At 71.5% G+C, this 21559-nt stretch carries 20 protein-coding genes; 16 read left to right on the top strand and 4 right to left on the bottom strand.

The annotated features are described in order from the left end of the window. Window position 1: 1 nt before the first annotated feature. The 7 genes from ACZ597_RS16435 to ACZ597_RS16405 all read left to right on the top strand — a co-directional run bounded on the left by ACZ597_RS16435 (window position 2) and on the right by ACZ597_RS16405 (window position 5268). Entirely contained in the window at window positions 2-634 is a 633-nt protein-coding gene (locus ACZ597_RS16435) for an MBL fold metallo-hydrolase (RefSeq protein WP_471329917.1), read from the top strand. A gap of 30 nt (window positions 635-664) precedes the next feature. After that, window positions 665-1444, top strand: coding sequence for an exodeoxyribonuclease III (locus ACZ597_RS16430; RefSeq protein WP_471329914.1), 780 nt, complete (start codon window positions 665-667; stop codon window positions 1442-1444). A gap of 63 nt (window positions 1445-1507) precedes the next feature. Further along, window positions 1508-1948, top strand: a complete 441-nt coding sequence (locus ACZ597_RS16425; RefSeq protein ID WP_471329912.1) for a DUF6278 family protein — start codon at window positions 1508-1510, stop codon at window positions 1946-1948. A gap of 122 nt (window positions 1949-2070) precedes the next feature. Further along, complete coding sequence (locus ACZ597_RS16420) at window positions 2071-2814, top strand: amino acid ABC transporter ATP-binding protein (RefSeq protein WP_471329910.1); 744 nt, start codon at window positions 2071-2073, stop codon at window positions 2812-2814. Between the two features lie 11 nt (window positions 2815-2825). Continuing rightward, complete coding sequence (locus ACZ597_RS16415) at window positions 2826-3731, top strand: glutamate ABC transporter substrate-binding protein (RefSeq protein WP_471329907.1); 906 nt, start codon at window positions 2826-2828, stop codon at window positions 3729-3731. Between the two features lie 17 nt (window positions 3732-3748). After that, window positions 3749-4393, top strand: coding sequence for an amino acid ABC transporter permease (locus ACZ597_RS16410; RefSeq protein WP_471329904.1), 645 nt, complete (start codon window positions 3749-3751; stop codon window positions 4391-4393). Further along, a complete protein-coding gene (locus ACZ597_RS16405) occupies window positions 4390-5268 on the top strand; it encodes an amino acid ABC transporter permease (protein ID WP_471329900.1) in 879 nt (292 codons plus the stop codon). Before ACZ597_RS16410 ends, ACZ597_RS16405 begins: the two co-directional genes overlap by 4 nt. A 24-nt stretch (window positions 5269-5292) precedes the next feature. On the opposite strand, the gene ACZ597_RS16400 is transcribed toward ACZ597_RS16405, so the two are convergent. Both ACZ597_RS16400 and ACZ597_RS16395 read right to left on the bottom strand, forming a co-directional pair. Continuing rightward, window positions 5293-6876: a CocE/NonD family hydrolase gene (locus ACZ597_RS16400; RefSeq protein ID WP_471329897.1), complete on the bottom strand. Its 1584-nt coding sequence runs from the start codon at window positions 6874-6876 to the stop codon at window positions 5293-5295. A 128-nt stretch (window positions 6877-7004) separates the two neighbouring features. Next, complete coding sequence (locus ACZ597_RS16395; RefSeq protein ID WP_471329894.1) at window positions 7005-8237, bottom strand: L,D-transpeptidase; 1233 nt, start codon at window positions 8235-8237, stop codon at window positions 7005-7007. A 312-nt stretch (window positions 8238-8549) separates the two neighbouring features. On the opposite strand from ACZ597_RS16395, the gene murJ reads away from it, so the two are divergent. Genes murJ through ACZ597_RS16370 form a run of 5 tightly spaced genes read left to right on the top strand, consistent with a single transcriptional unit; the run spans window position 8550 to window position 14237 of the window. Next, on the top strand, window positions 8550-10235 hold the full coding sequence (murJ, locus tag ACZ597_RS16390) for a murein biosynthesis integral membrane protein MurJ (RefSeq protein ID WP_471329892.1): 1686 nt from the start codon (window positions 8550-8552) through the stop codon (window positions 10233-10235). Window positions 10236-10275: 40 nt separating this feature from the next. Next, complete coding sequence (locus tag ACZ597_RS16385; protein WP_471329889.1) at window positions 10276-10956, top strand: response regulator; 681 nt, start codon at window positions 10276-10278, stop codon at window positions 10954-10956. Beyond that, entirely contained in the window at window positions 10956-12401 is a 1446-nt protein-coding gene (locus ACZ597_RS16380) for an ATP-binding protein (RefSeq protein ID WP_471329886.1), read from the top strand. Before ACZ597_RS16385 ends, ACZ597_RS16380 begins: the two co-directional genes overlap by 1 nt. Then, window positions 12398-12913 carry a hypothetical protein gene (locus tag ACZ597_RS16375; protein ID WP_471329883.1) on the top strand — a complete coding sequence of 172 codons (516 nt, stop codon included), beginning with the start codon at window positions 12398-12400 and terminating at the stop codon, window positions 12911-12913. The genes ACZ597_RS16380 and ACZ597_RS16375 overlap by 4 nt, the downstream gene beginning before the upstream one ends. A 55-nt stretch (window positions 12914-12968) precedes the next feature. Next, a complete protein-coding gene (locus ACZ597_RS16370; protein ID WP_471329880.1) occupies window positions 12969-14237 on the top strand; it encodes a cytochrome P450 in 1269 nt (422 codons plus the stop codon). Here the strand turns inward: ACZ597_RS16370 and ACZ597_RS16365 are convergent. Beyond that, window positions 14197-14919: a hypothetical protein gene (locus ACZ597_RS16365; RefSeq protein ID WP_471329878.1), complete on the bottom strand. Its 723-nt coding sequence runs from the start codon at window positions 14917-14919 to the stop codon at window positions 14197-14199. The genes ACZ597_RS16370 and ACZ597_RS16365 overlap by 41 nt on opposite strands. Window positions 14920-15019: 100 nt before the next feature. Between ACZ597_RS16365 and ggt the strand changes: the two genes are divergently transcribed. Further along, window positions 15020-16819 (top strand): gamma-glutamyltransferase, encoded by a 1800-nt coding sequence (gene ggt, locus ACZ597_RS16360; RefSeq protein WP_471329876.1) that lies wholly within the window; start codon window positions 15020-15022, stop codon window positions 16817-16819. Window positions 16820-16897: 78 nt separating this feature from the next. Here ggt and ACZ597_RS16355 read toward each other — a convergent pair whose 3' ends face one another. After that, window positions 16898-18520 carry a flavin-containing monooxygenase gene (locus tag ACZ597_RS16355; RefSeq protein WP_471329873.1) on the bottom strand — a complete coding sequence of 541 codons (1623 nt, stop codon included), beginning with the start codon at window positions 18518-18520 and terminating at the stop codon, window positions 16898-16900. 488 nt (window positions 18521-19008) lie between these two features. On the opposite strand from ACZ597_RS16355, the gene ACZ597_RS16350 reads away from it, so the two are divergent. From ACZ597_RS16350 to ACZ597_RS16340, 3 genes are all read left to right on the top strand, one after another. Next, window positions 19009-19602, top strand: coding sequence for a carbonic anhydrase (locus ACZ597_RS16350; RefSeq protein WP_471329870.1), 594 nt, complete (start codon window positions 19009-19011; stop codon window positions 19600-19602). A gap of 73 nt (window positions 19603-19675) precedes the next feature. Next, complete coding sequence (locus tag ACZ597_RS16345) at window positions 19676-21133, top strand: SulP family inorganic anion transporter (protein ID WP_471329867.1); 1458 nt, start codon at window positions 19676-19678, stop codon at window positions 21131-21133. Window positions 21134-21393: 260 nt separating this feature from the next. Next, entirely contained in the window at window positions 21394-21546 is a 153-nt protein-coding gene (locus ACZ597_RS16340) for a hypothetical protein (RefSeq protein ID WP_471329865.1), read from the top strand. Window positions 21547-21559 lie beyond the last annotated feature (13 nt).

Raw genomic sequence — 21559 nt, 5'->3', positions numbered from 1 at the left:
CATGAAGCTCACCAAACGGCTGCACTCCTGCGTCCAGTTGGAGAAGGACGGGCGCGTGCTCGTCATCGACCCGGGCGCCTTCAGCGAACCGGACGCGGGGCTCGGGGCGGACGCCCTGCTGGTCACCCACGAGCATCCCGACCACTTCGACGAGGGCCGGCTGCGCGCGGCGCTCGACGCGAACCCGGCCGCCGCCCTGTGGACCCTGCGCAGCGTCGCGGACCGGATGGCCGCCGCCTACCCGGGCCGGGTGCACACCGTGGGCCACGGCGACGCCTTCACCGCCGCCGGCTTCGAGGTCCAGGTCCACGGCGAGCTGCACGCCGTGATCCACCCGGACATCCCGCGGGTCACGAACGTCGGCTACCTCGTCGACGGCTCCCTCTTCCACCCCGGGGACGCGCTGACCGTGCCCGGCGTCCCGGTGGAGACGCTGATGCTGCCCGTGCACGCGCCGTGGAACAAGGTCGCCGAGGTGATCGACTACGTCCGCGAGGTCAAGCCGGCCCGGGCCGTCGACATCCACGACGCCTACCTGTCGGACATCGCCCGTCCCGTCTACGACTTCGCCCTGGACCACTTCGGCGGCGCCCCGCACAGCCGCCTCGGCGCAGGTGAGAGCGCCGCGCTCTGACTGTCGGTGCCGGGCGGTAGGTTGGTGTGCATGCGTATCGCCACGTACAACGTCAACTCGATCACCGCCCGGCTGCCGCGGCTGCTGGCCTGGCTGGAGAGCTCCGGCACGGACGTGCTGTGCATCCAGGAGACCAAGTGCTCCGCGGAGCAGTTCCCCGCCGCCGAGCTGCGCGAGCTGGGCTACGAGTCGGTCGTCAACGCCACCGGCCGGTGGAACGGCGTGGCCCTGCTCTCCCGCGTCGGGCTGGAGGACGTCGTCGTCGGGCTGCCGGACGGCCCCGACTACGAGGGGGTCCAGGAGCCCCGCGCCATCTCCGCCACCTGCGGCGGGGTGCGCGTCTGGTCCGTGTACGTGCCCAACGGCCGCGAGGTCGAGCACGACCACTACGGCTACAAGCTGAACTGGTTCGGCGCCCTGACCACCGCCATCGCCGAGGACGCGTCCGGCACCCGCCCCTTCGCGGTCCTCGGCGACTTCAACGTGGCGCCGACCGACGAGGACGTCTACGACCCGGCGGTCTTCGCGGGCCTCACGCACGTCACCCCCGCAGAGCGGGCCGCCCTGGAGGCGCTGCGCGCCGCCGGGCTCGCCGACGTCATGCCGCGCGCGCTCAAGTACGACCGCCCGTACACCTTCTGGGACTACCGCCAGCTCGCCTTCCCCAAGAACCGGGGCATGCGCATCGACCTGGTGTACGGGAACGAGCCCTTCGCGAAGGCGGTCAAGGACGCCTACGTCGACCGCGAGGAGCGCAAGGGAAAGGGCGCCTCCGACCACGCCCCCGTCGTCGTCGACCTCGACATCTAGAAGACGGACGGATCAAGGCGCGCCCTGTGGCCAGCCGGGGATCCTGGTGCCAGGCTGGTCGGTATGAACATCCCTTTCCTGGCCAACTGGCTGAACCGGCACGAAACGGAACAGGGTGCGGGGCTCGCCGCCGCCCTCGCGGATGATCCCGAGGGCGTCGCCGAGCTGTTCTCGGAGTGCGAGATGCTGCGGTCCCAGGCGAGGGCGGCCGGGCTGGAACTCGACCAGACCCCGGCTTCGTTGGAGGCCCTGGACCAGCTGATGCCGCGCTGGCGCCGGGACCCCGAGGCGGTGCCCTGGCTGGGCAACGACGCCGGCTTCTACCTCGGGACCGTGATCCTGCGCAGCCTGCCGGGCGCCGGCTGGCAGGTCTGGCCCAACGGTCAGCCGGTGATCAGGCTCGCGTCCGGGCGGGAGCTCAACGTGATCGAGTCGGGGCTGTCCTGGGCGATGACCGGCTCCCCGGAGCTCAGCCAGGCCTACGCCGAGGCCTCCGAAGGCTGAACGAAGGGCCAATGTACGTCAATGTACTTTCTGTACCTTTTTGGCGTGTCGAGGTGAAGTCCCCCCGACGGCTGGATAGTTTGCGCTGACCTCGACACACCGACAAGTGGGCAGGGCAGCGTATGGCCGTCGATCCGTTGATCGAGCTGCGGGACGTCAACAAGCACTACGGGAAGTTGCACGTCCTCCAGGACATCAACCTCACCGTCGGCCGCGGGGAGGTGGTGGTGATCATCGGGCCCTCCGGGTCAGGCAAGTCCACCCTCTGCCGAACGATCAACCGGCTGGAGACCATCGAGTCCGGCACCATCACCCTCGACGGCCGGCCCCTGCCCGCCGAGGGCAAGGAGCTGGCGGGCCTGCGCGCCGAGGTGGGCATGGTCTTCCAGTCCTTCAACCTCTTCGCGCACAAGACCGTCCTGGCCAACGTCTCGCTCGCCCAGATCAAGGTGAGGAAGCGCAAGAAGGAGGACGCCGACAAGCGCTCCCGGGAGCTCCTGGACCGGGTGGGCCTCGCCAGTCAGGCCGACAAGTTCCCCGCCCAGCTCTCCGGCGGCCAGCAGCAGCGCGTGGCCATCGCCCGCGCCCTCGCCATGAACCCCAAGGCGCTGCTCTTCGACGAGCCCACCTCCGCCCTCGACCCGGAGATGATCAACGAGGTGCTCGAGGTCATGCAGCAGCTCGCCCGCGACGGGATGACCATGGTCGTGGTCACCCACGAGATGGGCTTCGCCCGCTCCGCCGCGAACCGCGTCGTCTTCATGGCCGACGGCCGGATCATCGAGGACCGCACCCCGGAGGCCTTCTTCACCGCCCCCGAGAGCGACCGCGCCCGGGACTTCCTCTCCAAGATCCTCAAGCACTGAGGGGCGGCCCGATGAAGCACACCCTGCGCGCACTCGCCCTGGCCGCGCTGCTCCTCGCGACCGCCGCATGCGGCAAGTCGGGCAGCCCCCCGGTCAAGGGCCCCCAGCCCGAGGACCTGCCCGTCTACAAGGTCGACACCGGCTTCTCGCTGCCCCAGTCGCGTACCTGGGAGAAGGCGAAGAAGCGCGGCCGCCTCGTCGTCGGCGTCAAGGAGGACCAGCCGTACATGGGGGAGAAGGACCCCGCGAGCGGCCGCTACTCCGGCTTCGACATCGAGATCGCCAAGATGATGGCGGCCTCGCTCGGCTTCGACCCCAAGACCATCGAGTTCAAGACCATCGCCTCCGCCAACCGCGAGACCGCCCTGCAGAACGGCCAGATCGACTACTACGTGGGCACCTACACGATCAACGACAACCGCAAGAAGCAGGTCGGCTTCGCGGGTCCCTACTTCATGGCCGGCCAGTCCCTGCTCGTCCGCAGGAACGAGAAGGACATCAAGGGACCCGAGGACCTCGACGGCAAGAAGGTCTGCTCCGCCGCCGGCTCCACCCCCTACCAGCGGCTCCAGCGGGAGTTCCCCAAGGCCGTCCTCGTCGCCTACGACACCTACTCGGTCTGCGTGGACAACCTGCTGACCTACCAGGTCGACGCCGTCTCCACCGACGACTCCATCCTCCTCGGCTACGCCGCCAAGGTCCCCGAGGAGCTCAAGGTCGTCGGCAAGCCCTTCTCCGAGGAGCCCTACGGCATCGGCGTCCCCCGCGGCGACAGCGCCCTGCGCTTCGCCCTCGACGACGCCCTGGAGGCCGACGAGAAGAACGGCGACTGGAAGAAGGCCTACGAGGCCACGCTCGGCCTCTCCGGCCAGCCCGCCCCCAAGCCGCCCGCCATCGACCGCTACCCGGCGGGCTGAAGGGAGAGCGCACCCCCATGAACGTACTCACCGAGAACTTCGCGCTCTACGGCAAGGGCTTCCTCGGCACCGTGGAGCTGACCGTCTACGCCTCCCTCGTCGCCCTGGTCCTCGGCTTCCTGATGGCCTCCTTCCGCGTCGCGCCCGTCGGCTCCTTCCGGGTCTTCGGCACGGTATGGGTGACCGTGCTGCGCAACACCCCGCTCACCCTGCTCTTCTTCGCCGTACTGCTGGGCCTGCCGCGCTTCGGGCTGGTCCTGCCCTTCCAGCTGTTCGCCGTCCTCGCGCTCGGCTGCTACACCTCGGCGTTCATCTGCGAGGCGCTGCGCTCCGGCATCAACACCGTGCCCAAGGGGCAGGGCGAGGCCGCGCGCAGCCTCGGCATGTCCTTCGGGCAGACCCTGGGCACGGTGGTGCTGCCGCAGGCCTTCCGCTCCGTCATCCCGCCCATCGGCTCGACGCTGATCGCGCTCGCGAAGAACTCCGCGATCGCCGGCGCCTTCAGCGTCACCGAGCTGCTGGGCACGTACAAGACCCTCAACGAGCTGGGCTACAGCATCGTCTGGACCTTCGTCTGGATCGCCGTCGGCTACCTGATCATCACCCTGTCCATCAGCGCGGTCTTCAACGTGCTGGAGAAGCGCTACGGAGTGGCCCGATGACCGCGCACGCGCTGCACGGGGACCTGGAGTCCACCGCCCTCTACGACCTGCCCGGCCCCCGGGCCCAGCGCCGCCACTTCCTCTACGGGATCGCCTCGACGGCGTTGATCCTCGGCCTGCTGGCGTGGATCCTCTACCTCCTCTTCGACACCGACCAGTTCACCGCCGCCAAGTGGAGCCCCTTCGAGTACGAGGGCATCCAGGAGCTGCTGCTCAAGGGGCTCGGCAACACCCTGAAGGCCTTCGCGTACGCCTCGGTGCTCTCGCTGGCGCTCGGCGCCGTGCTCGCGACCGGCAGGCTCTCGGCACACCGTCCCCTGCGCTGGATCGCGACGCTGTGCGTGGAGTTCTTCCGGGCCATGCCGGTACTGGTGATGATCTTCTTCATCTTCGTGGCGCTGAAGGTCCAGCCCCTGCCCGCGCTGGTGGCGGGGCTGACCCTGTACAACGGGTCGGTGCTCGCCGAGGTCTTCCGCACGGGCATCAACGCAGTGGAGAAGGGCCAGCGCGAGGCGGCGTACGCGCTCGGCATGCGCAAGACGCAGGTGATGACCTTCGTGCTGGCGCCGCAGGCCGTCCGGGCGATGCTGCCCACGATCATCAGCCAGCTGGTGGTGGCCCTGAAGGACACCTCGCTGGGCTTCCTGATCACCTACGAGGAGTTTCTGCACGCGGGCAAGCTGATCGCTTCCAACCTGGACTACGACCTGCCCTTCATCCCCGTCGTGATGATCATCTCGCCGATCTACATCGGCATGTGCATGCTGCTGTCCTGGTTCGCCACCTGGGTCGCGCGGCGGGAGCGGCGCAGCCTGAAGACCAGGGCCGTCGAGGTCGCCCCCGCCGAACCCGGCACCGTGCTGCCGGGGAGATAGACGCCCCCCGGCAGCGGCCGCGGATCACTGCTCGCGCAGCGGCACCGAGACGTACGAGGGATCGGTGCGCGGCGAGGAGAAGGTCAGCTGCGCGCCGGTGGGGTTGTGCTCGATGTAGAGCGGGTCGACCGTGTCGACGACGAGGGCCAGGCGGTGGCCCTCGGGCACGTCGTAGGCGGTGGAGAACAGGTCCAGGTCGACCCCGAAGGCCTGGCCGGGGGTCTTCCCGTGGAAGGTGTACGGGGCGTTGCTGACGAGCTTGCCGATGCCGAGCGGGCCGACGTCGTAGAGGTAGGCGACGAAGGTGCCGTCGCCCTTGGTGGGGGTGACGGTGGTGTGCAGGCGTACGGTGCCCCGGATCCGGCGCTCCTCCGCGTAGCGCGGCGACTGCCAGACGGCGGCGAAGGCGCGGGGGAGCAGCGGGACCGAGGCGGTCGGCGGGGCCTTGGCGAACTGGTCGAGGATGCTGGAGAGGAAGAGGATCCCGCCGTTGGCGCCGGAGTCGACGTTCGCCCAGACGTGCTCGCTGTCGGCGAGGGGGAGCTTCTCGGTGCCGCCGGAGCCGACCGACTTCCAGTCGGCGTAGCCCTCGTACCCGTCGGTGCTGCGGGACTTGATCTGCACCGGGGCCTCGGCGTCGACCCCGTTGCGGTCGCCCTTGAGGTAGCGGTCGAACCAGCGGTGGGCGTTGGTCCAGGTGTCGTTGGGCAGGCCGAGCAGGCCGGTCGCCTCGGCGGTGGCGTGGTCGCCGGGGCGGAACTCCAGGCGCTTGGGGCCGGTGAGCTTCTCGAAGAACGCCGCGTACTGGTTGGGCGGGAAGACGGTGTCGCCCCAGGCGTTGCCCAGCATGATCGCGGTGCCGTTGGCGTTGATCCGGTCGACCTGCTCGGAGGCGGAGCGCTTCTTCCCCCAGTCGATCATCGCCTGCTCGTTCTCCAGCTTCGAGCCGAGGAAGTCGCCCAGGATCTGCTGGAGTTCGGGCCCGGGGCGGCCGGTGAGGTAGCCGGCGGCGCCGAGCATCCCGGCGGCCTGGAGGTGCTGGGTACGGCCGGAGTAGATGGACTCGATGAGGTCGGCCCAGCCGCTGAGGGCGACGACGGCCTTGACGCGCGGGTCGTGCGCGGAGGCCAGCAGGCTGATGCCCGCCCCGTAGGAGACCCCTCCGAGGCCGATGCGGCCGGGGTCGGCGGGGGCGTTGGCGAGGGCCCAGTCGATGACGGCGGAGACGTCGGCGATGTCCGCCGGACCGGCGGTCTCGATCCGGCCGCCGGAGAGCCAGAAGCCGCGCGAGGTGTAACTGACCACGACGTAGCCGGAGTCGGCCAGCTGCTTGGCCTGCGCGACGTATTCGATCTGCGGCATGCCCCAGCTGGTGGGGAGCACGACCATCGGGTACTTCCGGCCGGGTTCTGCGCCGGCCGGGGTGAAGACGTTGCCCTTGAGGGTGATGCCGCCGGAGCCGGGGATGTCGTGGAAGCGCACCTGTGGGGACGCGTCGGTTTGCGAGGTGGCGGCGGGGGCCGCCTGGGCCTGGTGGGGGGCCAGGCCCAGGGCGGTCGCCGCCAGCAGTGCGGCCACGGCCGCTGCGGTGGTGGGGCGGGCTCTCATCGATCGCTCCTCGCGTGCGCCGGTGTCCGAAAGTGACCCGACGGTAACGGGAGGGGCTTACTCAGGGTAACCCGTGAGTAAGTTACGTAGCGGTAACAATTGGGGCGGGGTCGGGCAGCGCCTTTCGGTCAGCCCTGCTGGGTGCCGCCGCCGGCCAGGGCGCTCTTCGCCTTCCACTGGTCCCACGACAGGTTCCACTCGCCGTACCCGTTGCCGAGGTCGGCGTTGCCCTTGGAACCGCTGCCGACCACCTCGAAGGGGTCGCCGACCTGTACCCGCTCGTAGAAGGACTTCGCGTCGGCGTCGCTCATGCCCACGCAGCCCGAACTGCTGTTGGCGCGGCCGAAGTTCGCGGCGTTCCACGGTGCGGCGTGCGCGTACATGCCCGACCAGGTCAGCCGCATCGAGTAGTCGACCATCTTGTCGTAGGAGTCGCCCAGGCCCACCGTCTGGGAATCCATCCGGATGGTGCCCTCCTTCGACATCAGCACCATCTTCCCGGACCAGGAGGCCTTCTGGCCGCCGGGCGTGCCCGCCGAGACCGGGATCGACTTCACCGCCTGGCCGTCCTCCGTCACCGACATCTTCTTCGAGTCGAGGCTGACCTCCATCCGGCGGTCCTTGCCTATCTTGAACTCGGTGTTGTAATCGCGGGCGAAGAGGCCGCCGCCGGATCCGGAGTCCACGCCGTTCAGGTTCATGTCGACCTTCACGTCGGTGCCGGACTTCCAGTACTCCTTCGGCCGCCAGTCCACCCGGTCCTTCCCGGAATAGTCCTTGAACCAGCCCCAGGAACCCTCGGTGCCGTTCGAGGCAGTGACCTTCAGCTGCTTCTCGACCTCGGCCTTGTTCTTCACCGGATTGTCGAAGACGAGCGAGACGGGCATCGCGACGCCCACCGTGCTGCCCTTCGGGATGTTGATGGAGACCTTGTTCACCTTGTCCGCGGGCGAGGTCTTGAACTGGGTGCTCGCGCTCTGGCTGGCGGTGTTCTGCGCCTGGACCTTGTAGTCGGTGCCGGGGGAGGCGTTGCGCTCCGAGGTCCAGGTCCGGCCGTCGGCGGATATCTGCCCGGCCAGCTCCCCGCCCTTGCCGTCGACCACCTTGACCAGGGAGAACTTGCCGTCGGCGAGGGTCACCTTCACCGGCTCGCCGGCCTTGACCTGGTCGCCCGTGAGGTTCACCGAGATCGCCATGTCCGGGCCCTTCTCCGTCCCGCCCCCCTTGCCGCCGCCGCCCGCCTTCCCGTCGGAGCCGCCGCCCCCGCAGGCGCTGAGCGCGAGGGTGAGCAGCGCGGTGCCCGCCAGCGTCGCGTGACGGGTGCGGCGGCGCGGAAGTGCGGTGCGGCGTGTACGGCTCAACGAAAACCCCTCCGAAATAACGGTCGTCCACAGGTAAGGAGCGAACGCGGCAACATTAGGTTGCGCATTCGGCTGAAGAAATCCCGAGATGCGCTGTGACATGAGCCGCAGCGGAACTGTTGCCATCCGGTCACATTCGGGGACGCGTTACGGAATCCGGCCGTCCGGAATTGGCCAACGGGCGGGTCCGGTACGGGAAAAGGCCCTTCGGCTCCGGGGCTGGGGTCAAAGGACCCTACCGGGACACGAATTCACCCGGACCCGGCGCCCGGGTTACCCTCCACGTTCGGCTCGGCGAAGGGAAAGACCCCGATGTACGGATCCACCAGCAGCGCGGCACCGGGCGCGGCCCCCACCGGCCCGCCGCCGACGGCCCCGGCACCCGCGATGGCGGCGGCCGAAGCCCCGGCGAAGACCTCGGTGCTGCGCAGCGGCGCGCTGATGGCCGCCGGCTCCGTCGTCTCCCGCGCCACCGGCTTCGTCCGCTCCGCCGTGGTCCTCGCCGCGCTGGGCGCCGGATTCCTCGGAGACGGCTACACCGTCGCCAACACCGTCCCGAACATCATCTACATGCTGCTCGTCGGCGGCGCGCTGAACGCCGTCTTCGTCCCCGAGCTGGTCCGCGCCGCCAAGGAGCACCGCGACGGCGGGGCCGCGTACACCGACCGGCTGCTGACCGCCTGCACCGTGGCGCTCCTCGCGCTCACCGCCGCCGCCGTCCTCGCCACCCCACTGATCATCGACGCGTACACCCCCGCCTCCTACACGGACGCCCAGCGGAGCACCGTCATCGCGCTGGCCCGCTTCTGCCTCCCGCAGATCCTCTTCTACGGGCTGTTCACCCTGCTCGGACAAGTGCTGAACGCACGAGGCCGGTTCGGCGCGATGATGTGGACCCCGGTCCTGAACAACATCGTGATCATCGGGGTCTTCGGCCTCTTCCTCCACACCTCCGGCGGCGGCCGCGACGCCCTCAGCGCCGCGGACACCCGGCTGCTGGGCATCGGCACCACCGCGGGGATCGTCATCCAGGCCCTCGCACTCGTCCCCTCGCTGCGCGCCGCCCGCTTCCGCTGGCGCCCCCGCTTCGACTGGCGCGGCAGCGGCCTCACCCGCCCCCTGCGCAACGCGGGCTGGCTGGTGGTGCTCGTCCTCACCAACCAGATCGCCTACTGGGTCGTGACCAAGCTCTCCACCACCGTCGGCGACCAGGCCCCCGGCTTCGGCTACGCCGCCTACACCAGCGCCTACCAGCTGTGGATCGTCCCCCAGGGCATCATCACCGTCTCCCTGGTCACCGCCCTCATGCCCCGGATGAGCTCGGCCGCCGCCGACGGCGACCTGACCGCCGTCCGCGAGGACGTCTCGTACGCGCTGCGCTCCAGCGCCGCCCTCGTGGTCCCCGCAGCCGCGCTCTTCGCCGCGCTGGCCCCCTGGGTGATGGACTGCGTCTCCGGATACGGCAAGGTCACCCCCGCCGAGGTCGGGGCCATGGCCGGCATGCTCGCCGCCTTCGCCCCCGGCCTGGTCGCCTACTCCGCCCAGTACGTGCTGGCGCGCGGCTTCTACGCCCTCTCCGACACCCGCACCCCCTTCTTCCTCAACCTGGTCATCGTCGCCCTCAACGCCGGACTCTCGTACGCCGCCTACCAGCTGCTGCCGGTGCGCTGGGCCGTCACCGGCATGGCCGCCGCCACCTCCCTCGCCTTCATCGGGGGCGCCGCCGTCACCGCGTACGCCCTCTCCCGGCGGCTCGGCGCTCGCGGCGGGGCCCGCACCACCGCCGTCTCCACCCACCTGCGGCTGTTCGCCGCCTGCCTGCCCGCGGCCGGCGCCGCGTACGCGGCCGCCCGCGCCGCCGAGGGCCTCGGTTCCTTCGCCGCGGCCGGAGCGGGAACCGCCGCGCTCGCCCTGGTCGTCGTACTCCTCGCCCGGCCGCTGCGCCTGGCGGAGATCACCGACCTGCTGGACTCCCTGCGCCGGAAGGTCGGCCGATAGCGGGAGGAAAGCACATGAACCACCCTGGAATACTGACCGGATGCCACGCGTACTGCTGATCGAGGACGACCCTTCCATCCGGGAAGGGGTCGGCCTCGGCCTGCGCCGCCGCGGCCATGAGGTGAGTGCCGCCGCGACCGGCGAGGAGGGGCTGGCCCTCATCGGCGGATTCCGCCCCGAGCTGGTCCTGCTGGACCTGATGCTGCCCGGGATCAACGGCGTACAGGTCTGCCGCCGGATCCGGGAGACCAACCAGGTCCCGATCATCATGCTCACCGCGCGCGGCGACGACTTCGACATCGTCGTCGGCCTGGAGGCCGGAGCCGACGACTACATCGTCAAACCCGCCCGCACCGAGATCATCGAGGCCCGGGTCAAGGCCGTGCTGCGCCGCCTCAAGGGCCCCGGCGGCCGGCCCGGCGTGGAACGCCACGGCGAACTCGCCATCGACCGCGCCGGGCTGACCGTCGCCAAGAACGGCGAGCGCATCGCCCTCGCGCCCAGCGAGATCAAGCTCCTGCTCCACCTGTCGGCCTCACCCGAACAGGTCTTCTCCCGGCAGCAGCTGCTGGAGTACGTGTGGGAGCACAGCTACCACGCCGACGCCCGGCTCGTGGACGCCTGCGTGCGCCGGCTGCGCAACAAGGTCGAGGACCCCGACCGCCACCCCCGCTACATACAGACCGTGCGGGGCTTCGGCTACCGCTTCGGCCCGCTCTAGTGCGACGCCTCCCGCCGCTGGGGCTGCGGACCCGGCTGATCGCCGCGTTCCTGCTCGTCGCCACGATCTGCGCCGTCAGCACGGCAGCCCTCACCTACCGGCAGGCCCGCCGGGCCGTGCTGACCCAGAGCCAGGACACGGCGGTCAGCACCCTCCGCGACCAGCTGGAAGGCCAGGGCATGAGCCTGCCCATGGACCGCCAGCAGCTCCAGCGGCTCGTCAACGACCTGGGCAAGCGCGGCAAACCGCACTCCTGGGTGGTCTACGGGGAGTACGGCACCCTGCGCGCCTCCTCCAACGGCACCCCCACCACCTCCGCCGTCCTCACCGAGAAGCTGCGCGACCAGGTCGCGGCGAACCCGCACGGGGCCTTCCAGCGGGTGGAGGACGGCCGCGGCGAGCCCTACCTGACCATCGGCATGCCCGCCGTCTTCACCCGCAACGGCAACCGCGAGCCGACCGGCGTCACCGGCTACGCCGTCATGCCGCTCACCAGCGAACAGCAGACCGTCGACGCCATGGTCGAAGCCGCCAAACAGGGCGCCGTACCGGGCCTGGCCATCTCCCTCGTACCCGCCCTCCTCGCCGCGCGCAGCGTCCTGCGCCCCGTGCGCGACATGCGCCGCGCCGCACAGAACCTGGGCCGGGGCCGCCTCGACACCCGCATCACCGTCAGGGGCGCCGACGAACTCGCCGGGCTCGCCCGCACCTTCAACGAGACCGCCGGCGCCCTGGAGGAGTCCGTCACCGAGCTGCGGGAGGCGGAGGCCCGGGCCCGCCGCTTCGCCGCCGACGTCTCCCACGAACTGCGCACCCCGCTCGCCGGGATGCTCGCCGTCACCGAAGTGCTCGACGAGGACGCCGCCGGCCTCGACCCCGACACCGCCAAGGCCCTGCGGCTGATCAGCGCCGAGACCGGGAAGCTCGCCGTCCTCGTCGAGGACCTGATGGAGATCTCCCGCTTCGACGCCCGCGCCGCCGAACTCAACCTCGACGACGTGGACGTCGCCGAGGCCGTCGGCAAGACCCTGGAGCGCCGCCGCTGGGACGACGACCGGGTCACCGCCGACCTCCCCGAAGGGATCCGCGCCCGCCTGGACCCGCGCCGCTTCGACGTGGTCCTGGCCAACCTCGTCGGCAACGCCCTGCGGCACGGCCAGGCCCCCGTACGGGTCGCCGTACGCACCCAGGAGCACCCCGGCGGGCCGCGCCTGCTGCTGGAGGTCGCCGACAGCGGACCGGGCATCGCCGAGGAGGTGCTCCCGCACATCTTCGACCGGTTCTTCAAGGCCGACGCCGCCCGCGCCCGCTCCGCCGGCAGCGGCCTCGGCCTCGCCATCACCCTGGAGAACGTCCGCCTGCACGGCGGCACCCTGAGCGCCGCCAACGGCCCCGGCGGGGGAGCGGTGTTCACCCTCGACATGCCCCTGGAGGCCGCCGTATGAGCCGGACGCGGACCCTGGCGGCCGCCGCCGCCCTGCTCGGCCCGGCGCTGCTGCTCACCGCCTGCGGGATCAAGCCGACCGGGGTCGTGGAGAGCGGTGCCGCCGCCAAGGTGGCCGTCGCCGCCCCCGCCCGCACCTCGATGGCCTACTTCGTCACCCCCGAGGGACGGCTGGTCCCCTCGCCGCAGCCCGAGCACACCCGCGACGGCCCCCGGGGCAGCCTGACGGGACTCCTCGGCGGCCCCGGGGCCCCGGAACTGGAGGCAGGGCTCGGCACCCGGCTGCCCCCGGTCGAGGGAAGGCGACTGGAGGAGATCGGCGTCGGCTTCACCGCCCGCGACCGGGTGGAGGCGCGGCTCCCCTTCCCCGTCGCCGACCTGGACCCGACCGCCCGCCGCCAGCTCGTGTGCAGCGCCCTGTCCACCCTCGCCCCGGCCTTCGACGTGGTGCTGCGCGGCACCGACACCGCCCTGGACGCGGCCCGCTGCGAACCCGCGGGCCCAGCCGGTTAGGACCTGTCCGACGGCCCCTTGCGGCGGCGCCCGCCGTCCCGCCACCGTGGGGACCATGGAACGCGCCGCCCGGCCCACCGGCATCCCCGACGTCTTCGACCCCCGCGTGTACGCCGAGGGCGTCCCGCACGAGCGCTACCGGCTGCTGCGCGAGCGGCACCCGGTGGCCTGGCAGGAGGAGCCCGAACTCGGGGGATGGCCCGCCGGGCCCGGCTTCTGGGCCGTCACCCGGCACGCCGACGTCGTCCGCGTCCTGCGCGACCACACCGCGTACTCCTCCTGGCTCGGCGCCACCCAGATCCGCGACCCCGACCCCGCCGACCTGCCGTTCCTGCGCAGCACCATGCTCAACCAGGACCCGCCCGACCACGGCCGGCTGCGCCGCCTGGTCTCCCGCGCCTTCACCCCCGCCCGGGTCGACGCCTTCGCGGACCGGGCCCGCGAGCGCGCCCGCACCCTCCTCGCCGCCGCCCGCGACGGCGCCGAGGACGGCGGCGCCGACGTCGTGCGCGCCGTCACCGACGAGTACGCCCTGCTCAACCTGACCGACCTGCTGGGCGTCCCGCCCGCCGACCGGGCCCTGCTGCTGGAGTGGACCGTACGCGTCATCGGCTACCAGGACCCCGAGGACGCCCCCGAGCCGCTCCGCGGCCCCGACGGCAAACCGCTGAACCCGCGCTCCCCGGCCCTGCTCGGCGAGATGTTCGGCTACGCCCGCGAACTGGCCGCGTACAAGCGAGCCCACCCCGGCGACGACGTGATGACCGCCCTCGCGCAGGCCGGACTGGACCCCGCCGAACTGGAGATGTTCTTCTTCCTGCTCACCGTCGCCGGCAACGACACCGTACGCAGCGCCGCACCCGGCGGCCTCCTCGCCCTGGCCGGGAACCCCGACGCCTACCGGCGCCTCGCCGACGGCCGCGCCCCCCTCGCCCCGGCCGTGGAAGAACTCCTGCGCGTCCACCCGCCGGTGCTCAGCTTCCGCCGCACCGCCGCCCGCGACACCGAACTCGCCGGCACCCCGATCCGCGCCGGCGACAAGGTGGTGGTCTTCCACGCCTCCGCCAACCACGACGAGCGCGTCTTCACCGACCCGGAACGGCTCGACCCCGCACGCTCCCCGAACCCGCACGTCTCCTTCGGCGACGGCCCGCACGTCTGCCTCGGCGCCCACTTCGCCCGGCTCCAGCTGCGCACCCTCTACGAGGAGTGGCGTACGGCGATGCCCGCACCCGAACTCGCCGGCCCGCCCCGCCGGCTGGTCTCCAACTTCATCAACGGCATCACCCGGCTGCCGCTGCGCGTGTCCGGGCCGCGGCGGTGACGTCCGCCACCAGCTCCGTCACGTCCGGCCCGTAGGCATCGGAGTTGATCACCTTCAGGAGGAGGCAGAAGGACTTCCCGCGGTGGTCGCGCGCCAGCGTCCGGTGGTGCCTGGCGAGGTAACGCGCCGCCGCCTGGTTGCTGTTGGCGGTCTGCCCCGACAGCAGGAACACCGGCCGCGACCCCTGACCGGTCGTCAGCCGGGCCAGCAGCACGTACTCGACCAGGCCGGGCTCCCAGCGGTACGTCTCCCCGCCGACGGCGATCGACCCCCGGTCCGGGCCGGATTCGGAGGAGAGGTCGACTCGGACGCCCGGCAGCAGCGAGTGCAGGTGGGCCACCGTACGGGAGTTGGAGGCGGGACCGCCGACGCAGAACTCGGCGCGCTCGCCGAAGCCCTGCCGCGCCTCGTGGGTGACGATCTGCACCGTCGCCCCGCAGTCCTTTATCAGCGCGGATATCTCCAGCAGGGCGAAGGCGTCGTTGCGGTGCAGCGAGGATTCCGTGCCGCCCATCTGGCGGTTCGCCACGAACAGGCAGTCCGCCCCCGTCGGCAGCCCGAAGAAGGCCTGCTTGCGGCGCAGGGCCCGGCGCCACAGGTACGTCCGCGCGAACCAGCCGAAACCACCGCTGACGGCGGTGGCCACCACCCCGAGCACGATGTTGCGCACGTCGTCGTTCATGCCGCGGATGGTAGCGGCCGCCCCGCCGTCCTGACGCGGGGGGTGCGGCGGAGCTAGGCTGCCGCCCTGAGTCTGACAGGCAGTCGACTGGAGGAACCGGATGCGCGCTTCCGCCGCACGTCAGTTAGCGTTCGCAGCCCTCGCCGGGGCGCTCGTCTCCACCGGGGCCGCCGCCCCGCCGCAGCAGGCCCCCGCCCCGCCCAAGGTCCCGGTCGCCGCCGGCTACGGCGGGGCCGTCGCCAGCGTCGACGCCGACGCCTCCGCCGCCGGCATCGCCGTACTGAGGGCCGGAGGCAATGCCGTGGACGCCGCCGTCGCCGTCGCCGCCGCGCTCGGGGTCACCGAGCCGTACTCCGCGGGCATCGGCGGGGGCGGCTACTTCGTCTACTACGACGCCTCCTCCCGCCGGGTGCACACCATCGACGGCCGCGAGACCGCGCCCGCCACGGCCACCTCCACCCTCTTCCAGGAGAACGGCGTCCCCATCCCCTTCGCCGAGGGCCAGACCAGCGGACGCTCGGTCGGGGTCCCCGGCACCCCCGCCACCTGGAAGAGCGCACTGGACGCCTGGGGCAGCCGCCCCCTCGCCCAGCTCCTGCGCCCCGCCGAGAAACTGGCCCGCGACGGCTTCAAGGTGGACGGCACCTTCCGCGCCCAGACCGAGGCCAACCAGGACCGCTTCAAGGACTTCCCGGCGACCCGCGAGCTGTTCCTGCCCGGCGGACGACTGCCCGTCGTCGGCTCCACCTTCAAGAACCCGGACCTCGCCGCCACCTACGCCGAACTCGCCCGCAAGGGCACCGGCGCGCTCTACCGGGGCCCGATCGCCGAGGACATCGTCAACACCGTCCGCAAGCCCCCCGTGGACCCGGCCGCCACCCGCAACGTCCGCCCCGGCGACCTGACCACCGCCGACCTGCGCGCGTACGCCACCAAGCGGCAGGCCCCGACGCAGATCGGCTACCGGGGCCTGGACGTCTACAGCATGGCGCCGTCCTCCTCCGGCGGCACCACCGTCGGCGAGGCGCTCAACATCCTGGAGCGCACCGACCTGTCGGAGCTGTCCCAGGCGCAGTACCTGCACCGGTACATCGAGGCCTCCCGGATCGCCTTCGCCGACCGGGGACGCTGGGTCGGCGACCCGGCCGCCGAGTCCGTGCCCACCCGGGAGCTGCTCTCGCAGCGGTTCGCCGACACGCGCGCCTGCCTCATCAGGCCCGACCGGACGCTGACCAGCCCGCTGGCGCCCGGCGACCCCCGCGACCCGGTCCCCTGCGCGACCACGGGCGAGACCGCCCCCACCACCTACGAGGGGGAGAACACCACCCACCTGACGGTCGCCGACCGCTGGGGCAACGTGGTCTCCTACACCCTGACCATCGAGTCCACCGGCGGCAGCGCCATCACCGTCCCCGGGCGGGGCTTCCTGCTCAACAACGAGCTGACCGACTTCTCCTTCGCCCCGGCGGCCCCCGGGGTGCCCGACCCGAACCTGCCCGGCCCGGGCAAGCGCCCGCGCTCGTCCATGTCGCCGACCATCGTCCTGGAGCACGGACGTCCGGTCCTCGCGGTCGGCTCCCCGGGCGGCGCCACCATCATCACCACCGTCCTGCAGACCCTGACCGGCCACCTGGACCGGGGCCTGCCCCTGGTCGACGCCATCGCGGCCCCGCGCGCCAGCCAGCGCAACCAGACCACCACCGAGCTGGAGCCGGGCCTGTGGAACAGCCCGCTGCGCGCCGAGCTGGAGGGCCTGGGCCAGGCCTTCCGGCAGAACCCGGAGATCGGCGCCGCCACCGGCGTCCAGCGGCTGCCGGACGGCCGCTGGCTGGCGGCGGCCGAGACCAGCCGCCGGGGCGGCGGCTCGGCGATGGTCGTGCGGCCGCACGGGAAGCCGTAGCGGTCGCCGGGACCGTTCGCGTCTTCCGGGCCACGCCGCCCCGCGGCGTGGCCCGTGCGTCCGGTTCCGGAGGGCCGTCTACGAGGAAGAGGTGCCGGAGAGCACGAAGCCGTCGTATCCGCTCCGGGCCACGGCGTCGCACTCCGCCCGGTACCGGTCCAGCCCGCCCGCGTAGGCCAGGAACACCCGGGGCTTGCCCGGTACGTTCGCTCCCGTGTACCAGGATTCCGCGGCCGGGTAGAGCGTCCGGCCGGCGACCTCCGCCACGTGGGCGCCCCAGGCCGCCTCGGCCTCCGGGGCCGCGTCGATCTCCGTGAGGCCGCTCCGCCTCATGTGGGCGATGCAGTCGGTGATCCACTCCACCTGCTGCTCCAGGGACACCGCGATGTTGGTGAGGACGGACGGGCTGAGGGGGCCGAGGACGGTGAACAGGTTGGGGAAGCCGGCCGACATGAGCCCCAGATGGTGCCGCGGGCCGTCCGCCCACTTCTCCCGGAGCGTCACGCCGGCCTTGCCGACGATGTCGATGGCCAGCTGGGAGCCGGTCAAGGCGTCGAAGCCGGTGGCGAAGACGATCGTGTCGAAGACGTGTTCCCCGTCCGAGGTCAGGACGCCCCGGGGCGTGAGCCGTTCGATCGGCGTCGCGCGCAGGTCCACCAGCCTCACGTGCGGCCGGTTGTAAGCGGCGTAGTAGCCGGTGTCCAGGCAGGGCCGCTTGGTCGCGAACGGGAAGGTCCGCGGGGAGAGCAGTTCGGCCGTCGCCGGGTCGGCGACGACCGACCGGATCTTGGACCGGACGAACTCGGCCACGGTCTCGTTGGCCTTCGCGTCGGTCAGGATGTCGGTGTACGTGCGGAGCAGTCCGCTGAGCAGCCCCGAGCTCCAGGCGGCTTCGTAGGCGGCCGTGCGCTCGGCCTCGTCCGCCTCCAGGGCCGACCGCGTCGGCGGTTCGAAGACGGTCCCGCCCCGGGAGAGCCGCTGGGCCTTGCGGAACTCCGGGTACCGGGACTTGAGTTCGGCGGTCTCCGTGCTCCGCAGCGGGCGGTTGTGGGCCGGGAGCGCATAGGCGGGCGTGCGCTGGAAGACGGTGAGTGCGGCCGCCTCCCCGGCGATGACGGGGATGGCCTGGACACCGGAGCAGCCGGTTCCGATGACGGCGACCCGCCGGCCGGCGAAGGAGACCTCCTCACGGGGCCAGCGGGCGGTGTGGTGGACGGCCCCCCTGAAGCTCTCCGCCCCGGGGATCCCCGGGTCCTTGGGGCGGGACATGCAGCCCGAGGCCAGGACGAGGAACCGGGCGGTGACGGTCCGGCCGGTGTCCGTGGCGACCTGCCAGGTGTGCCGGTCCTCGTCGTACGCGGCGCGGGTGACGCGGGTGCGCAGGCTGACGTGCTCGCGCAGGCCGAAGCGGTCGGCGACGTGGTGGACGTAGCGCAGGATCTCCGGCTGGGACGCGTAGCGCTCGCTCCACTCCCACTCCTGGTCCAGTTCGGGGGAGAAGGAGTACGAGTACGACATGCTCTCGACGTCGCAGCGCGCACCGGGGTACCGGTTCCAGTACCAGGTACCGCCGATGTCGTCCCCCGCTTCGAAGGCGACTGCCTCCAGGCCGAGTCCGCGCAGCCTGTACAGCTGGTAGAGGCCGGAGAGCCCGGCCCCGACCACGACGGCGTCGATCGGGCGGGCGGAGGTGTCGTCCATCGGATTCCCTCCCCGAGGGCGGCGTGGGTCATGGGGGCGTGGTGGCGGCGGAGACGCCTGGCACAGGAGCGACATCCTGGTGCACTCCAGGCGTCACGGGAAGGGGCGGTATTCGCTCGTACGGCTTTTTCCCATTTCCCTGGCCGGATATCACCGGGCCTTGCGACACCGTGATGAACGCGCCACATTCCCGCATGCGGGCGCCACTTGGCCATTATGCGACGGTGACTTGAACCCCGGCCCTGAGGTAATCTCCAGGCAAAGAGGTGCTCGCGTGGTCGTCAAGCGCACCCGTTGGCGTCCTGCCGTTGCGCTATAGGCGCGAGTGTCGGCCCGTTTCGAATCACCTCCCGTCACCTCACCGTGTCGACGATGACGCGGAGGCACCGGCGTGCGCCCTCGGTATGCGCCGGTACACCCATCGACTGATGACCTGAACACACCGCGCCCGGCTCCCCCATGGCCGTGGGCGCAGGAGAAAGGCCACCATGAAGTCCCTGGTCGACCACGCACGGTCCTTTGCCGCCCATGTGGCGGAACGTGCCGAGGAGTTCACCGTTCTCGGCACCGGGCAGAGTCCCCAAGCGCTGTTCATCACCTGCTCCGACTCCCGCGTGGTGCCGTCCCTGTTCACCGGCGCCCGCCCGGGTGAACTGTTCGAGCTCCGCACGGCGGGCAACATCGTGCCCGACTACCGCAGCCACCGCCCGGCCGCCGAGACGGCCACCATCGAGTACGCGGTAAGGGTGCTCGGGGTCCGCGACGTCATCGTGTGCGGGCACTCACACTGTGGCGCGGTCAACGCCCTGATGAGCGGGGGCGACCTCGCCGGCCTGCCCGCCGTACGGGGCTGGCTGGAGCACGCGGCCGTCCAGCCCGAGACCACCGCACCCCTCGCCCCGGACCTCGCCGAGGCCGTCCAGCGCCACGCGGTGGCCCAACTGGAGCGGCTGCACACGCACCCGTGCGTCGCGGAGCGGGTGGCGGACGGCACCCTGGGGGTCCACGCCTGGTACTACGAGGTCCACACCGGAGCCGTGCGGCAGTACGTACCGCACGACGACTCCTTCCGGCCGCTGTGATCCGCATCCGCCCGACCCATGGGCCGCCCGGTACGCCACCCCTTCCGCTTTGGTCACGCGAGGAAGTCCGCTGATGTCCTTCACCCTGAAAAAGCCCCCTCATCTGCGGCGTGACGCCTTGGCCTCCCTCGTCGTCTTCCTGGTCGCCCTGCCCCTGTGCGTGGGCGTCGCCGTCGCCTCCGGGGTGCCCGCCGAACTCGGGCTGATCACCGGTATCGTCGGCGGCCTGGTCGTCGGCTTCCTGCCCGGCAGCTCCCTCCAGGTCAGCGGCCCGGCCGCCGGCCTGACCGTCCTGGTCTTCGAGGCAGTCCAGGAGTTCGGCCTCGGCGCCCTGGGCCCCATCGTCCTGGCCGCCGGCCTGATCCAACTCCTCCTGGGCGCATTCCGGTTCGGCCGCTTCTTCCGTGCCATCACGGTCGCGGTCGTGCAGGGGATGCTCGTGGGAATCGGGCTGGTGCTGATCTTCGGGCAGCTCTACACCATGGCCGACGCCAAGCAGCCCCGCTCCGGATTCGAGAAGATCACCGGTCTGCCGGGCCTGGCCGTCGAGATCGCAGGCTCAGGCCGGGCCCTGACCGCCTTCGCCGTCGGGGCGGGTACGATCGCCGTCCTCGTCCTGTGGAAGAAGCTCCCGGCCCGGGTCCAGGCGGTCCCCGCTCCGCTGGCCGCGGTCGCCCTGGCCACGGGCGTCACCGCGGCGGCCGGCTGGTCGGTCCCCCGTGTCGACGTACAGGGACTGGTCTCGGCGATCCAGCCCCCGGGGATGTCCGACTTCGCCGCACTGGGCAGCCTCTCCGTCATCGGCACGGTCATCGCCTTCGCCCTGATCGCGTCGGCCGAGAGCCTCTTCAGCGCCGCGGCCGTCGACCGGATGCACGACGGACCGCGCACCGACTTCGACAAGGAGCTGATGGCGCAGGGCGCGGGCAACGCCGTCTGCGGAGTGTTCGGCGCCCTCCCCCTGACCGCCGTCATCGTGCGCAGCGCCGCCAACGTCCAGGCGGGCGCCCGGACGAAGCTCTCCCGCATCCTGCACGGCCTGTGGCTCGTGCTCTTCGCCGCGCTCCTTCCCGCCGCGATCGGCGTCATCCCCCTGGCCGCGCTCGCCGGTGTCCTCGTGCACGCGGGCTGCAAACTCATCCCCGTCAAGGACCTGCCGCCCCTGTGGCGCTCGCACCGGGGCGAGGTCGTCGTCCTGGCCGCCACCGCGATCGCCATCATCACCACGAGCATGTTCGAAGGCGTCCTCCTCGGCATCGCCCTCGCGGTGGGCAAGAGCGCCTGGGAGACCTCCCACGTGCAGCTGGGCGTCCACGAGACGACCGACGGCCGGTTCCTCGTCACCCTCACGGGGTCCGCCACCTTCCTGCGCCTGCCCCACATGCTCGAAACCCTCGAAGCGCTCCCCGCGGGCCACCCCGTGGAACTCGACCTCTCGGAACTGCGGCACCTCGACCACGCCTGCCGCATCACCCTGGAGAACTGGGCACAACAGCGCGGGGCCACCATCGGGGCACTCGCGAGAACCTGACCGACCGGAATTCCGAGGCCGGCGCCGGTCCACGGCCCGGCCTTCGGCATGTGGGCGGCGAAAAAGCTCGGATTCGATCACGGATTCGGAATCCGCGCCCGAACAAGGTTGCGGAGACGTCACTCTTTTCGGCCCCTCTCTGCCCGTTACGCGCCATCCCTTTGTCTTCCCTTGACCGTCCATTGCCCTGTTCTTTAACTTCGTGGAGCGGCGGATGACGATATGCGCCGCGCTCTCTCCCCATTACCGGAGGTATTGCCATGGAGCAGCTCATCCGCACGATGACCCAGGACGACGTCTGGCACCGCTGGGTCGAGGCCAACTCCGTCCAGGGCGCGAAGGACGGGTGCATCAGCGCCTCGCCCAAGGAGGGCTGCATCAGCCTGGCCGGCAAGGCCGGCTGCATCTCCTGAAGCGTCCGATCGA

The sequence above is a fragment of the Streptomyces sp. NPDC040718 genome (genome assembly GCF_055593565.1).
The sequence above is the reverse complement of the archived record's forward strand: the minus strand, read 5'-3'. Positions and strand labels throughout refer to the sequence as shown.